The organism is Gemmiger sp. An50, from assembly GCF_002161595.1.
GTDB lineage: Bacteria > Bacillota > Clostridia > Oscillospirales > Ruminococcaceae > Allofournierella.
On the sequence record NZ_NFID01000008.1, the window covers coordinates 46,754 to 60,574 of the forward strand.

At 62.9% G+C, this 13,821-nt stretch carries 13 protein-coding genes; 5 read left to right on the forward strand and 8 right to left on the reverse strand.

What is annotated here, in order from left to right:
- Positions 1-90 precede the first annotated feature (90 nt).
- The 3 genes from asnS to gpr form a co-directional block, all read right to left on the reverse strand.
- The gene (gene asnS / locus B5G03_RS08610) at positions 91-1,476 is read right to left on the reverse strand and encodes an asparagine--tRNA ligase (protein WP_087181313.1); all 1,386 of its coding nucleotides are present in this window, start codon (positions 1,474-1,476) and stop codon (positions 91-93) included.
- Between the two features lie 364 nt (positions 1,477-1,840).
- Entirely contained in the window at positions 1,841-2,992 is a 1,152-nt protein-coding gene (gene spoIIP, locus B5G03_RS08615) for a stage II sporulation protein P (protein ID WP_242962366.1), read from the reverse strand.
- 72 nt (positions 2,993-3,064) lie between these two features.
- On the reverse strand, positions 3,065-3,871 hold the full coding sequence (gene gpr, locus B5G03_RS08620; protein ID WP_087181314.1) for a GPR endopeptidase: 807 nt from the start codon (positions 3,869-3,871) through the stop codon (positions 3,065-3,067).
- 179 nt (positions 3,872-4,050) lie between these two features.
- On the opposite strand from gpr, the gene rpsT reads away from it, so the two are divergent.
- On the forward strand, positions 4,051-4,314 hold the full coding sequence (gene rpsT / locus B5G03_RS08625; RefSeq protein WP_058963370.1) for a 30S ribosomal protein S20: 264 nt from the start codon (positions 4,051-4,053) through the stop codon (positions 4,312-4,314).
- 120 nt (positions 4,315-4,434) lie between these two features.
- Here rpsT and B5G03_RS17060 read toward each other — a convergent pair whose 3' ends face one another.
- The 5 genes from B5G03_RS17060 to spoVAC all read right to left on the reverse strand — a co-directional run bounded on the left by B5G03_RS17060 (position 4,435) and on the right by spoVAC (position 9,964).
- On the reverse strand, positions 4,435-6,195 hold the full coding sequence (locus B5G03_RS17060) for a leucine-rich repeat domain-containing protein (protein WP_140401668.1): 1,761 nt from the start codon (positions 6,193-6,195) through the stop codon (positions 4,435-4,437).
- Positions 6,196-6,297: 102 nt separating this feature from the next.
- Positions 6,298-7,920 carry a Na/Pi cotransporter family protein gene (locus B5G03_RS08640; protein ID WP_087181317.1) on the reverse strand — a complete coding sequence of 541 codons (1,623 nt, stop codon included), beginning with the start codon at positions 7,918-7,920 and terminating at the stop codon, positions 6,298-6,300.
- 189 nt (positions 7,921-8,109) lie between these two features.
- Positions 8,110-8,466, reverse strand: a complete 357-nt coding sequence (spoVAE, locus tag B5G03_RS08645; RefSeq protein ID WP_087181318.1) for a stage V sporulation protein AE — start codon at positions 8,464-8,466, stop codon at positions 8,110-8,112.
- Positions 8,463-9,497: a stage V sporulation protein AD gene (locus B5G03_RS08650; protein ID WP_481808411.1), complete on the reverse strand. Its 1,035-nt coding sequence runs from the start codon at positions 9,495-9,497 to the stop codon at positions 8,463-8,465. The genes spoVAE and B5G03_RS08650 overlap by 4 nt, the downstream gene beginning before the upstream one ends.
- A 20-nt stretch (positions 9,498-9,517) precedes the next feature.
- Positions 9,518-9,964 (reverse strand): stage V sporulation protein AC, encoded by a 447-nt coding sequence (spoVAC, locus tag B5G03_RS08655; protein ID WP_087181320.1) that lies wholly within the window; start codon positions 9,962-9,964, stop codon positions 9,518-9,520.
- A 155-nt stretch (positions 9,965-10,119) separates the two neighbouring features.
- Between spoVAC and pyrB the strand changes: the two genes are divergently transcribed.
- The 4 genes from pyrB (at position 10,120) to B5G03_RS08675 (ending at position 13,696) form a co-directional block, all read left to right on the forward strand.
- On the forward strand, positions 10,120-11,190 hold the full coding sequence (gene pyrB / locus B5G03_RS08660; RefSeq protein ID WP_087181321.1) for an aspartate carbamoyltransferase: 1,071 nt from the start codon (positions 10,120-10,122) through the stop codon (positions 11,188-11,190).
- A gap of 123 nt (positions 11,191-11,313) precedes the next feature.
- On the forward strand, positions 11,314-12,237 hold the full coding sequence (gene prmA / locus B5G03_RS08665) for a 50S ribosomal protein L11 methyltransferase (RefSeq protein WP_087181322.1): 924 nt from the start codon (positions 11,314-11,316) through the stop codon (positions 12,235-12,237).
- A gap of 1 nt (position 12,238) precedes the next feature.
- Positions 12,239-12,961 carry an RsmE family RNA methyltransferase gene (locus B5G03_RS08670; RefSeq protein ID WP_087181323.1) on the forward strand — a complete coding sequence of 241 codons (723 nt, stop codon included), beginning with the start codon at positions 12,239-12,241 and terminating at the stop codon, positions 12,959-12,961.
- Positions 12,962-12,994: 33 nt separating this feature from the next.
- A complete protein-coding gene (locus B5G03_RS08675; RefSeq protein ID WP_087181324.1) occupies positions 12,995-13,696 on the forward strand; it encodes a TVP38/TMEM64 family protein in 702 nt (233 codons plus the stop codon).
- Positions 13,697-13,821: the final 125 nt, after the last annotated feature.

Consider the following 13,821-nt stretch of genomic DNA (forward strand, 5'->3'; position numbering starts at 1 on the left):
CGAGTCCGTTAAATGGGTGCTGGCGTACCTCGCTGAGGAAAGCCCGGTGCATACCCGTTTGCGTACCGCCCCCGGCTGACGGTCGAGTCGTTAAAAACCGCCGGCGGTGCGGGGGAAGGGCAGAACGTCGCGGATGTTGGGGATACCGGTCAAGTACATGATCAGGCGCTCGAAGCCCAGACCGTAACCGGCATGCTTGGCGCTGCCGAAACGGCGCAGATCCATGTACCAGGTGTAATCGGTGCAATCCATGCCCAGCTCTTCCATGCGGGCCTTCAGCAGCTCGTAGCGCTCCTCACGCTGGCTGCCGCCGATCAGCTCGCCCACACCGGGCACCAGCATATCGGCCGCAGCAACGGTCTTGCCGTCCTCGTTCTGGCGCATGTAGAAGCTCTTGATCTCCTTGGGATAATCGGTCACGAACACCGGCTTCTTGAAGATCTGCTCGGTGAGGTACCGCTCGTGCTCGGTCTGCAGGTCCACGCCCCATTCCACCTTGTACTGGAACTGGTCGTTGTGCTCCTTGAGCAGCTCCACCGCGTCGGTGTAGCTGACCCGGGCAAACTCAGCGTTCACCAGAGCGTTCAGGCGCTCCAGCAGACCTTTGTCGAAGAACTGGTTGAAGAATGCCATCTCGTCCGGGCAGTGCTCCAGCACATAGCCGATCACATACTTCACCATGGCCTCGGCGTTGTCCATGTAATCGGTCAGGTCCGCGAAGGCCAGCTCCGGCTCGATCATCCAGAACTCGGCGGCGTGACGGGGAGTGTTGGAATTCTCGGCGCGGAAGGTGGGGCCGAAGGTGTAGATCTTACCGAAAGCCAGCGCCATGGCCTCGCCCTCCAGCTGACCGGACACGGTCAGGTTGGTGCTGCGGCCGAAGAAATCCTGGCTGAAATCCACATTGCCGTCCTCGGTGCGGGGCAGGTTGTTCAGGTCCAGGGTGGTCACGCGGAACATCTCGCCCGCGCCCTCACAGTCGGAACCGGTGATCAGCGGGGTGTGCACATACACAAAGCCGTTCTCCTGGAAGAACTTGTGGATGGCGTAGGCTGCGGTGCTGCGCACACGGAAGGCCGCCGCGAAGGTGTTGGTGCGGGGGCGCAGATGAGGCATGGTGCGCAGGAACTCCACGCTGTGGCGCTTTTTCTGCAGGGGATAATCGGAGGGGCATACGTCCAGCAGCTCCACGCTGTCGGCGTTGATCTCCAGGGGCTGCTTGGCGCCGGGGGTCAGAACCACACGGCCCACGATCTGCATGCTGGTACCCACGCCGGCCTTGGCCACGTCCTTGTAGTTTTCCAGCTTGGCAGCCTCGAACACGATCTGCAGGTTCTTGAAGCAGGTACCGTCGCTCAGCTCGATGAAGCCGATGTTCTTGGAATCCCGCACGGTCTTGGCCCAGCCGCACACGGTCACGGTGGTGCCGTCCGCCGGGGGCGCGCTGAACAGCGCCTTGATGTCGATGCGTTTCATGTTTTCTCTCCTTTAACAATGAAAAATCCGGCAGCGATCCCGTCCTTTTCTTAGGACGAATCGCTGCCGGATCCGCGGTGCCACCTAACTTGCCGCCCTGTGCGGCCACTTTTCACGCTCAAAGATAAGCGCTGCGGCTTAACGCGCCGCCCACGGCTCACCCTACTGACCGTTGCCCGGCCAAAATCCGGCGGGCAGGCGTTGGGGCTGCAGCTCCAAAGGGTTCGTTCGGCGGGTCTTGTGCGCGCGGCTTGCACCATCCCGCGCTCGCTGGGGCCAAGGCTCCCGCTTACTTTTCTTTTTCTCAGCCATTGTACTTGGTATTTTACCCCCGCCGGGCGGGTTTGTCAACGGCCAAACGCGCCTATTGCCCGCCGAACAGCGCCGCCAGCGCCTGCCCCACCAGTCGGCCGGAATATTTGGCCTGCTCCAGGGTGTTGCCGTGGCTGCCGATTTCAATGAGCAGGCTGCCGGTGGTCAGGTCCTGGTTGTAATACCGGTAATCAAACAGCACCGGGCGGGTCAGGCCCGGGTACCGGCTCTCCATGGCGTTTTCCCAGGCGGCGGCAAAGGCCAGATTCTGCCGGAAGTTGGGCAGGTTTCCGCCGTTGTCCGCCCCGCAGATGATCATGACCTGGGCGGCGGTCTGGCCGTCGATCTCGGCCACTGCGCTCACCCGCTGGCCGCTGGCAGGCTCGATGGCATCCCGGTGCACATCCAGCACCACCTTGATGCTGGGATACTGTTCCAGATAAGCCCGCACCGTCTCGTTGCTGCGCTCGTAGCTGCCGTTGTAGCTGGGATAATCGTGAAGGGTAGTGTCGTGCAGGGTCACGATGCCCGCCGCGTTCAGTTGATTCGCGATCTCCTCGCCCACCGCCGTCATATTCACCGACAGGTCGGTGCTTCGGCAGGTGAAGCTCGGGTCGTACCAGTCCTTTTCCTCCAGCTCGTAGGTCTCGGTGGCGTGGGTGTGCATGATCAGCACCTGAGGCTCGCTGCTGCCCGGCTCGATGGAGAAGGGCAGCCCCTGGGACGCGGCCTGAGCCACCTGAGAAGCGGAAAGACTGGTACAGTTTTTAATGGTGCCCGCCCCGCAGGGGATGTAGAGCCCACCCTCGCCCTGTTCGTAGTGCTCGGTCACGATCTGCCCGGCGTTTTCCGGCCGGGGCTGGGGCTGCGCGGTGGGCTCCGGCACCGGTTCCTCGCTGACAGCGGGCGGCGGCTCGGATGCTGCGGCCTGTTCCGGCGCGGCACTCGCAGCCGCCGGGGCAGGGGTGGGCTGCGGGGATGGCGCGGCCTCGGCAGCGGCAGGCTGGGCGGGCGGATCCTCCTGAGCCAGCTGACGCACCGCCTCCAGTGCCGCCGCCGGGTCCGCCAGGGCAGCGCCCGCCACCGTAAGGCTTGCGGTCACGCTGGGCGGGCCCAGCTGTTCCGCGGCGTTCCAGGCCAGCATTCCCACGCCTGCCGCCAGTGCTCCCGCGCCCAACCGGCGCAGCCAGCTTGATCGGCCCATTCCGCCGCCCCCTTTCCTTTTTGAGTCCTGCTCAAAGCATATGCGCCCGGGCGGGCGGGTTATTCCTTTCGCTTAATTGGCAAGATAGCACAGCTCGGCAATGCTCATCGAAGGCTGCAAAGCCTTGTTGATGGCGGCGCTGAGCAGCTCGGAGCCGCTGCGGATGACCCCATCCAGCTGGCGGCAGGTGAGGATGAGCCCTTTGCCCTCCTCCATGCACTCGTCCGCCTCCATTAAGGTGGGCACCCCCACTGCCAGCACCGGCACTCCCAGCATGGCCCGGGTGATGCAGCGGCCGGAATCCGGCCGGGTAGGGGAAAGGCCGGTGTCGCTGATCTGGATGGTACGCCCCAGCCGGGCCGGGTCGGAGGTGCACAGGCTGTCCACACAGAGGATGGCGGCGGGCTTCAGGGTGCGCACCAGCCCCGCCAGCAGCTGGGCCAGTGGAATGCCGGTGGCGCCGGAGGCCCCCGGGCTTACGCAGACAACCTCCCGCAAGCCCAGGCCGTCCGCTCTTGCGTCCGCGGCCAGGCCTCGGGTCACCAGAACGCCCGCGGCGGTGCGGGGGCCCAGCGCGTCCACCGTGACCCGGCGGTTGCCCACTCCCACCACCAGCACCAGCCCTGTGGCGGGCAGCATGGCTCGCAGCTCGGTTGCCGCCGCGCTGATCAATCGCTCGTCCCGCTTGTCCAGTGCGGCCAGGCTGGGGGTCTCCAGGGTGGAATACCGCCCCGCCGGGCGGGCCAGCCCCTGCCGGGTGATCTGCACCCGGGTCAGCCGGATGGGCCCGCTGCTGGCGGTGCGCACCTGCACCCCGGGGGGCACCGTGCCCTTGCCTGGACGAAACAGCTCGTCGGCCATGTCGGTGTATATGTTCATGCTCTTTCCTCCTTTTTTCGGCCGCGGAGGGAAAATTATGCCCGCGGCGGGTCTTTTTTCAGTGTTGGCCGCCGGATTTCAAAAAATTCTCCGAAAAAAGTATGAAAAAAGGCTTGCAACACCCGCTCAAATGTGATATTATAAATTGCACTGTTATGGGTGACAAGGAGGTGGTACGAATGCCTAACATTAAATCGCAGAAGGATCGTGTCGTTCAGTCCAAGAAGGAAGCCCTTCACAACAAGGCGATTAAGTCCAACCTGAAAACAGTCGTGAAGAAGGCAGACGCTGCCATCGCTGCGAATGCAGCTGATAAGGAAGCCGTCGTTGTTGCTGCTATCTCCGCTATTGATAAGGCTAAGAGCAAGGGTGTACTGCACAAGAACACCGCTTCCCGCAAGATCAGCCGTATGGCGAAGCGCGCTAACAAGGCGAATGCTTGATTTTCGACAAAACAGAAGGGCCAGCTCATTTTGAGCGGGCCTTTTGTTTTTGCCTTTTTGCAAATAACACGCCCGCAGGATTCCCTGCGGGCGTGTTTTGTTGTTACAGAGGTTCAGCGGTCAGTTCCGGGGGCCGCTCTCTTCCTGATTTTCCTCCTGTTCCTGCGCCAGTGCACGGCGTATGGCGAACACAGCGGCCATGATCAGAAGGATCAGCAGCACGAGCAGCAGCCACCAGGTCCAGCCTTTTTCCTGCTTTTCCGTGTCCGGCACAGGTTCCGGTGTGGCGGTCGGGTTTTGCTCCGGCGCCGGCGATGCGGTTGGCTGTGCGGTAGGCTGCGCGGTGGGGGATGCCGTGGGCGACGGGGAGGGAGATGTTCCGCCTCCATTCGACGGGGTGGACGGCGGCTGCGCCGTGGGCGGAAGAACCGGCACCGCAGTGGGGTTTAATGGCACTGCAGGCTTTGGTGCGGCCGTGGGTTCCGGCGTAGCTGCAGGCATCGGTGTAGCCGTGGGCTTCGGCGTAGCCGTGGGTTCCGGCGTAGCCGTAGGTTTTGGCGTAGCTGTGGGCGTCGGGGTGGCCGTGGGCTTTGGCGTAGCCGTGGGTTCCGGCGTGGCTGTAGGCATCGGCGTGGCTGTGGGCTTCGGTGTAGCCGTGGGCTTCGGCGTAGCCGTAGGTTCCGGTGTGGCCGTGGGCGTCGGCGTAGCCGTGGGTTCCGGCGTGGCTGTGGGCATCGGCGTGGCTGTGGGTTCCGGTGTAGCTGTAGGCAGGGGCGCTCCGGTCCAGTCGAATTGCAGGTGAGCGGTCAGTGTGATCCCTTCCTCGGTGTACACATAGTCCACCGTGCCTCCGGACGTGATCTCGTACAGTTCGCCGTCCTCCAGCCGGGCGCCGGTCATCCCGCTGATCTCCTCCGGCTGCAGGGGGATCCCCAGTCCGGCAAGGGCGTAATGGTCGGCCCCTGCGGGCAGGTGGACCGCCACCGGCCGCTGTCCGCTCAGGTCTGTTGTGGGCGAAGCTTTGCCCATCTCAATGCCCAGCAGCCGGTTTTCTCCGGCCAGCAGGTCAATGACCTGTGGATTTCCGCTCAGGTCCAGAAAGGTGAACTCATTGTGCTCCAGGCCCACTGTTTGCAGGTTGGGCAGGCCGCTCAGGTCGATCTCGGTCATGGGGGTGTAGCCCACCCACAGGTAGATCATGGCCTCATTCTCCCCCAGCTCCAGACGGGTCAGCGGCCCGCCCAGATAGGTGAAATATTCCAGGTTTTGGTTGCCGCTCAGGTCCAGCTCCTGAATAAGATTGTCTCCGCAGGCAAGGTCGCTCAGCGCCGGGTTCGCGCTCACGTCCAGGCTTGTCAAACGGTTGGCATGGCAGTGCAGAATCCGAAGCTCCGGCGCGCCGGACGTATCCAGCTCGCTCAGGCTGTTATCGTTGCAGAAGAGCGTTTGCAGCTTGGGGGCCAGCGCCAGATCCAGGGACGTGAGCGCGTTGTTGTTGCAGTTCAGATATTCCAGGTTCGGAAACTGTTCCAGCCCCTGCAGGGACGCGATGCCCCGGTTGCGAATGTCCATACGAACCACCTGCTCCCGCTCCGCAACGGACAGACTTCCGCTGGCATCGGCATCCAGGCCGCTCACGTAATTCAAAAATGCCGGGTCCGGGAAAACCGAAGCCTCCAGCGGCACCTCGCCCGACACTGCGGGAAGAGACGATGCGCTGGCGGCCGGCGGCGCTTCACCGTCCGCCGCTCCGGCGGGGACGGCCAGCATTGCCGCCGCCAGGACCAGTGCCGCGATTTGGCGGTAAATTTTGGTTGTTGGAAAACCCTTCATAGAGTACCTCGCTTCCAGAATCAGAACAGGATGGTTTACATCTTTCATCCTACGCTCTTTTCCCTCTGAAAGCGGTTGTCTGCCCAACCGTGGCAGCAAAAAGGGCCATCCCCGAAAATACCGGGGATGGCCCTTTTGTTGTTGTCTTGTTTATGCCAGGACCTGAGAGGTACGGCTCAGCTTCTGGGCGATGTTCAGCACATGGTCGCCCACGCGCTCGAAGTCGGTGAGGATCTCGGAATAGAGGATGCAGCCCTCGTCGGTGCACTCGCCGTTCTTCATGCGGCGCATGTGGTTTTCCCGGAAACGACCTGTCATGTCGTCGATGGTCTGCTCCAGTTTGGCCGCATTGTCCAGCCGGGACTCACCGTGCAGGTAACGCAGCGCCTTGGCGCAGACGGTGCGCATCTCCATCAGCTCCTTGAGCGCCTCGTCCGACAGCTGGATGTTTTCCTTTTCCAGCCGCTGGCCATAGCCCAGGATGTTCATGGCATGGTCGCTGATGCGCTCGATGTTGCCCGCGATGCGGAAGCCGGAGGCCACAGCCGCCGAGTCCTCGGCGTTGGTCTCGCGCACCATGGCCTTGGCCACGTACTGGCTGATCTCCTTGTTGAGCAGGTCCACCAGTTCCTCGGTGCGGATGGCCTTTTCGGTCTTTTCATCCAGCCCGCTGATAACGGACTGGAAGGCGGCGTCCACGTTTTCGCTGGCCAGATCCAGCATGCGGCCCAGCTCCTGCTGCAGCTTGCCCAGCCATACAGCGGAGGAACCCAGGGTGGTCTTGTCCAGATAGGCAAGGCCCATCATCTCGCGCTTCTCCTCCTCGCTCTTCTCGGCAGGCTCCGGCAGGATGCGCTCGGTCAGCGTGGCCATCTGGGTGCCCAGAGGCAGCAGCAGCAGGGTGGTCACGATGTTGAACAGGGTGTGCATGTTGGCGATCTGGCCGGGGATGTTCTCCGGAGTGAACGACGCCACCAGAGCGGGCAGCGGGAACAGCACGCACACGATGGTGAAGATGATGGTACCGATGATGTTGAACATCAGGTGGATCAGGGTGGTGCGCTTGGCATTGCGGCTGGTGCCGATGCTGGCCAGCACCGCGGTGATGCAGGTACCGATGTTCTGACCGAACAGCACGAACACCGCGCTGGAGAAGCTGATCGCGCCGCTGGCGGCCAGCGCCTGCAGAATGCCCACGCTGGCGGAAGAGGACTGAATCAGAGCGGTGAATACCGCGCCCGCCAGGATGCCCAGGATCGGGTTCTCAAAGCGGGTCATCAGGGAAACGAAGGCGGGCTCATCGGCCAGAGGCTTCATGGCGGCGCTCATCATGTCCATACCGATGAACAGCACACCCAGACCGGCCACGATGCTGCCGTAGTTGTGCAGCTTGGGGTTTTTGAAGAACACCACCAGCGCCACGCCCGCAAAGGCCATGAGCGGCGCCAGCGCGCCCACATCCAGGGCGATCAGCTGGCCGGTGATGGTAGTACCGATGTTGGCGCCCATGATGATCCACACCGCCTGGCGCAGGCTCATCAGACCACTGTTTACGAAACCAACCACCATGACCGTGGTTGCGCTGGACGACTGGATCACCGCGGTGATGCCCGCACCCACCGCAACGCCCAGAAAACGGTTGGCGGTGAGCTTTTCCAGAATGCTCTTCATCCGGTTGCCGGCCGCGGCCTCCAGGCCGCTGCTCATCATGTGCATGCCGTAAAGGAAGAGCGCAAGGCCTCCCAGAAGGCTTAGAACATTTGCAAGCTGCATGATTTTTCCTCCTGCTTTTCGGGCCGGTATCCTTCCGCGCCCGTTTCGCTGTTTCTCAAATTTTACTTAGATTTTATGGGTCCATAATATTAATACCGTAAATGAAAAGCCCCGGTCAACAGACCGGGGCAAAACTTTACATAGATTTTTCATTCCAGTGCAAAAAACCGGATTTTCTTTGCACAATTGTCAGTTCTGGTCCCTTGGGTGCCCCAGCGCCGCTGCCGCCACGCCGCAGATCAGACTGGCTGTGACTCCGGCTCCCGCAGCGGCAAAGCCCCCGGCAAGAATTCCCAGCAGGCCCATCCGGTCCACCGCGTCGATCACGCCCTGGGCCAGCAGATGCCCGAAGCCGGTGAGCGGCACCGTTGCCCCGGCCCCCGCCAGCTCCACCAGCGGTCCGTACAGTCCCAGGGCGGACAGCACCACCCCGCTCACCACGTAGGTCACCAGAATCCGGGCCGGAGTCAGGCTGGTCAGGTCGATGAGCACCTGACCGATAACGCACAGCGCGCCGCCCACCAGAAACGCCCACAGATAACTCATACGCTTTCCTCCCTTTGGGCGCTCAGCTCCACCAGATGGGCCACGCCCGGAATGCTCTCGCCCTGCAAAAAGGTGATCTGGCTCATCAGCGCTCCGGTGGACAAAAACAGCACCCGGTTCAGCTCCCCCTTTTGCAGGGCAGGCAGCACGCTGGCGCACAGCACACTGGCCGAGCAGCCTGCACCGCTGCCCCCGGCCTGCACGTCCTGATGCTGCACATCATATAAAGTAAGGCCGCAGTCCCGGTGATTTTTCAGGTCCACATCCTCCTTTTCCAGCAGTTCCTTCAAAAGGCGGGTGCCCACGATACCCAAATCGCCTGTATATACCGCGTCGAACTGACAGGGAGTTCGGCCGGTGTCCTCACAGTAGCGCAGGATGGTCTCGGCGGCGGCGGGGGCCATGGCCGCGCCCATGTTGTTGATGTCGCAGATCTCATAGTCCCGCACCCGGCCGAAGGTGACCGCCCGCACATAGGGCCCCGGGCCCTGGGGCTCCACCAGGCAGCAGCCCGCGGCGGTGGCGGTCCACTGGGCGGTGGGGGTTCGCTTGCCCCCGTAGGTGAGGGGAGTGCGGAACTGCCGCTCGGCCGCGCAGAAGTGGCTGCTGGCCAGTGCCGCCGCCCGCGAAACACAGCCGCCCGCCGCCAGGCAGGCAGCCAGGCCCACTGCCTCGGCCATGGTGCTGCATGCGCCGTACAATCCTGCAAAGGGCGCGTCCAGCGCCCGCATGGTGTAGCCGGTGGCGGTGCACTGGTTCTGCAAATCGCCCCCCAGCACCAGATCCAGCATCTGGGGAGTGCAGCGGCCCTTTTTCAGCGCCAGGTCCAGGCAATAGCGCTGCAGGCGGCTCTCGGCCTTTTCCCAGGTGAGCTCCCCCAGCGTATTCTCCTCAAACAGCAGGTCGAACTTTGCCGCCAGGGGGCCCTCGCTCTCCCGCTTGCCGCCCACGGCGGCAAAGGCCGAGATGCAGGGCGGGTCCTGAAAGCGGATGGTATCGCCGGTACGCACGGCGCTCGTCATGGTTCTCATTCCTTCCCCTTATTTATTCCTTATATGAACGGCCGCAGCAGGTGGTAGATCAGCCCCCACACCGCGCTGGCGGCCAGGCCGTAAACCACCACCGGCCCGGCGATCAGGAACATCTTTGCCCCCACGCCGGGCACAAAGCCCTCCGACCGGTATTCAATGGCGCTGCTCACCACCGAGTTGGCGAAACCGGTGATGGGCACCAGCGTGCCCGCCCCGGCTTTTGTGGCCATCTTCTGGTACCAGCCCAGCGAGGTGAGCACCGCGCTGAACAGGATCAATGTCACACTGGTCATGGCCGAAGCGTCGCTGAGCACGAAGCCCTTGGCCAGATACGCCCGCCGCAGCACCTCGCCCACCAGGCAGATGCCGCCGCCCACAAAAAACGACCACAGGCAGTCCTTTCCCAACTTGGAGTGTGGGCTGGCCCGCCGGTTCATTTCGTCGTATTCCCGGGGCGTGATCTTCATGGCAAACTTCTCCTTTTTCAAATGGTCTTGCCGGTAGTATTTCCGCCGCCGGGGGACCGTATGCGCCAAAGGGCGGCAAAAATGAGGATTGACTATTGTCAGGGCCCGTCGGCTGGTGTAGAATAGGAACGATAATAACAAAGGGGGACTACCTTGTGAAGAAACTGATCAGTCCGTTGGATCTTTCCACCGCCGAGATCGACCAGCTGCTTGCTCTGGCCGATCGTATTATCGACGACCCCGCCGCCTATGCACACAAATGCGACGGCAAGATCCTTGCCACCCTGTTTTTTGAACCCAGCACCCGCACCCGCCTGAGCTTTGAATCCGCGATGCTCCGGCTGGGCGGCAAGGTGTTGGGTTTTTCTTCGGCCAATTCCTCCAGCGCCGCCAAGGGCGAGACGGTGGCCGACACCGCCCGCATGGCCCAGTGCTATGCGGACATCATCGCCATGCGCCATCCCAAGGAGGGCGCGGCCACTGCGGCGGCTGCCAAGGTCAAATGCCCGCTGATCAACGCGGGTGACGGCGGCCACCAGCATCCCACCCAGACCCTCACCGACCTGCTCACCATTCACCGGCTGAAGGGCCGTCTGGATCATCTGACCATCGGTCTGTGCGGCGATCTGAAGTTCGGCCGCACGGTGCACAGCCTGATCCGGGCCATGATGCGCTACGAGGGCATCCGGTTCGTGCTGGTGAGCCCGAAAGAGCTGATGATCCCGGACTACATCCGGGACGACATGACTGCCGCCGGCTTCCCCATCCGGGAGGTGGAGAACCTGGAGGACGCCATCGGCGAGATGGACATTCTCTACATGACCCGCGTGCAGGGCGAGCGCTTCGCGGACCAGGAGGAATTTTTGCGCCTGCGGGACCATTACATCCTGGACGCCGCCAAGATGGCGCTGGCAAAGCCGGACATGATCGTGATGCATCCGCTGCCCCGTGTGAACGAGATCGCCACCGAGGTGGACGACGATCCCCGGGCAGCTTACTTCGAGCAGGCGAACTTCGGCCGCTTTGTTCGCATGGCGCTGATTCTGACCATGCTGGAAAGCCAGACCGACAACCAGGTGATTCCGGAGCACACCGAGGTGCTGGGCGACTGCCAGAACCCCCACTGCATCACCCGGGTGGAATCCTCGCTGCCCCGGCTCTACACCCGCAGCGAAAAGGGCGTATGCCGCTGCGTATACTGCGAGCACGAGTATCATCTGGGCTAACGGCCTCTCTCACGCCTGCCTGGCAGAGCCAGGCAGGCGTATTTTTTCATGGGCTGTTCACGAACCGGCCATAAAAAATGCTATAATATAAAATACTATTATAAGAAACCGAGGTTTTGATCTATGCAGTGGACCGATATCCGCATCACCGTACCCAAGGCCCAGGCAGAAACCGCCGAGGCCATCGCCACCGGAATTTCCGGCGGCGGCATCTACATCGAGGACTATTCCGACCTGGAGACCCAGGTGGAGCAGATCGCCCATGTGGACCTGATCGAGCAGGAGCTTCTGGACAAGGACCGCACCAAGGTGATCGTGCATCTGTATCTGGCGCCGGACGAGAACCCCGCCGAGGTGGTGGAGCTGATCCGCGGCCGCCTGGCCGCCGCCGAGGTGGATTACACTCTGGCCGCCGAGGGCGTGGAGCAGGACGACTGGGAAAACGGCTGGAAGGCCTATTACCACGCCCTGACCATCGGCGAGCGTCTGGCCATCGTGCCCAGCTGGGAGCAGTTCGACACCGACCGCGTGGTCATCAAGCTGGACCCGGGCATGGCCTTCGGCACCGGCACCCACGAGACCACCGCCCTCTGCCTGGAGGTTCTGGACGGTCTTGTGAAGGGCGGCGAGCGGATGCTGGACATCGGCACCGGCAGCGGCATTCTGGCCATTGCGGCCCTGAAGCTGGGCGCGGCCAGCGCCGAGGGCGTGGACATCGACCCCATGTGCGTGCGCACCGCCGGTGAGAACGCCGCCCTGAATGGAGTGGACAATAAGCTGAAGGTGCTGATCGGCGATCTGTCCGACAAGGCCACCGGTACCTACAACATCATCACCGCCAACATCGTGGCCAACGCCATCCTGAGCCTGGCGCCCCACGTGCCTGCCCTGATGGCCCCCGGCGCCACCTTCATCGCCAGCGGCGTGATCGACACCCGCCGGGACGAGGTGGTGGAGGGCCTGCGCGCCGCCGGTCTGAACGTGGTCGAGGTGCGTGAGCAGAACGGCTGGGTGGCCATCCTGTGCAAAAACGGGGGCGAAGCCTGAGATGCCGCACCGCTATTTTACCAGTGAGATCGACGGCGATACCGCGCGCATTACCGGGGCCGACGCCCATCACCTGGGTAAGGTGATGCGGGCAAAGACCGGCGAGCAGGTGATTCTGTGCGACGGCGCGGGCTTTGACTACGACGGCGTGATCACCGCCATCGAGCCGGAAGAGGTGACCCTCACCGTTTCCGGCAAGCGGCCCTGCACCGCCGAACCCAAGGCAAAGGTCACCGTCTTCGCGGGCTACCCCAAGCAGGATAAGCTGGAGCTGATTTTGCAGAAATCCGTGGAGCTGGGGGCCGAGCGCATCGTGCCTTTTTTCAGCCGGTTCTGCGTGGTGACCCCCAAAAAAGAGGACCAGAAGAACCAGCGCTACGTGCGCATTGCCGCCGAGGCCGCCAAGCAGTGCGGCCGGGGCATTCTGCCCCAGGTGGAGCTGCCGCTGAACATTGGCCAGCTGCCGGGGCGCTTTTCCGAGTTTGACGCGGTGCTCTTTTTCTACGAGAAAGGCGGCCGGCCGCTGCGCCAGTGTGTGCCCGCCGAAGGCGGCCGCATCGCCCTGATCACCGGAGCGGAGGGCGGCTTCTCGGAGGAGGAGGCACAGGCGCTCATTGACGCGGGCGCCACCCCCGTGGGCCTTGGTCCCCGCATTCTGCGGTGTGAGACCGCGCCCATTGCCGCTCTGGCCGCAGTGATGACCCTGACCGGCGATCTGGAGTAATCCGTACCCCTTCCGAAAGGAGATCTTTGCGCTATGAACCACCCCCTTGCATCCCCCCGTGCCCGCCGCTGGGCCGCAGCCGCAGCTCTGCTGCTGGTCTGCCTGGCAGGCGGCGCGGTCGTGCTGGCATTCCGCAACGAGCTTTGGGCCATTCTGACCAGCCAGGCCGCCCGGGACCAGTTCATCGGCTGGGTGCAGAGCAAGGGGATCTGGGGTATCCTGGTGTTCCTGGCGCTGCAGATCCTGCAGGTGGTGGTGGCCGTGCTTCCCGGCGAACCGGTGGAGCTGATGGCCGGCGCTTTGTTCGGACCGGTGGGCGGCCTGCTCATCTGTCTGGCGGGGATTCTTTTGGGCAGCATGTTCATCTATGCCGCCATGAAGCTGCTGGGCGCAAAGGCCGTTCCCGCCCAGGCCTTTCACAAGTACCGCTTCTTGCAGGACGAACAGCGGGCGCGGCGGGCGCTGTATCTGTTGTTTTTCCTGCCCGGCACCCCCAAGGATATGCTCACCTACATCGGCCCTTTTCTGCCGGTGAAACCGGGGGAGTTCTTCTTCATCTGTACCCTGGCGCGCATCCCCAGCGTGGTCACCAGTACGGTGGCCGGAAGCAGCCTGGCGGGCGGCGGTGTTCTGGTGCCCATCGTGATCTTTGTGGTCATGGGCGCACTGGGCCTTGCCTGCCTGTACGGCGAGCAGCGCATTCTGGACTGGCTGCACCGCAGGAAAGAAACCTGAGTCTTTTCACCCTCCCTGGTATAAAACCAGGGAGGGTTCGTTTTTTGGTAACGCTGGAAATTCCGGCCATTGTGTGCTACAATTTTTTTAACAGTGATTCCTCGCCCTGTATCTTCTGCGGGCAG

Excerpts from the sequence above, each read along its gene's own strand:
- asnS (WP_087181313.1), bottom strand. The coding sequence starts at position 1,476 with ATGAAACGCATCGACATCAAGGCGCTGTTCAGCGCGCCCCCGGCGGAC.
- spoIIP (WP_242962366.1), bottom strand. The coding sequence starts at position 2,992 with ATGGGCCGATCAAGCTGGCTGCGCCGGTTGGGCGCGGGAGCACTGGCG.
- gpr (WP_087181314.1), bottom strand. The coding sequence starts at position 3,871 with ATGAACATATACACCGACATGGCCGACGAGCTGTTTCGTCCAGGCAAG.
- rpsT (WP_058963370.1), top strand. The coding sequence starts at position 4,051 with ATGCCTAACATTAAATCGCAGAAGGATCGTGTCGTTCAGTCCAAGAAG.
- B5G03_RS17060 (WP_140401668.1), bottom strand. The coding sequence starts at position 6,195 with ATGAAAGATGTAAACCATCCTGTTCTGATTCTGGAAGCGAGGTACTCT.
- B5G03_RS08640 (WP_087181317.1), bottom strand. The coding sequence starts at position 7,920 with ATGCAGCTTGCAAATGTTCTAAGCCTTCTGGGAGGCCTTGCGCTCTTC.
- spoVAE (WP_087181318.1), bottom strand. The coding sequence starts at position 8,466 with ATGAGTTATCTGTGGGCGTTTCTGGTGGGCGGCGCGCTGTGCGTTATC.
- B5G03_RS08650 (WP_481808411.1), bottom strand. The coding sequence starts at position 9,497 with ATGAGAACCATGACGAGCGCCGTGCGTACCGGCGATACCATCCGCTTT.
- spoVAC (WP_087181320.1), bottom strand. The coding sequence starts at position 9,964 with ATGAAGATCACGCCCCGGGAATACGACGAAATGAACCGGCGGGCCAGC.
- prmA (WP_087181322.1), top strand. The coding sequence starts at position 11,314 with ATGCAGTGGACCGATATCCGCATCACCGTACCCAAGGCCCAGGCAGAA.
- B5G03_RS08670 (WP_087181323.1), top strand. The coding sequence starts at position 12,239 with ATGCCGCACCGCTATTTTACCAGTGAGATCGACGGCGATACCGCGCGC.
- B5G03_RS08675 (WP_087181324.1), top strand. The coding sequence starts at position 12,995 with ATGAACCACCCCCTTGCATCCCCCCGTGCCCGCCGCTGGGCCGCAGCC.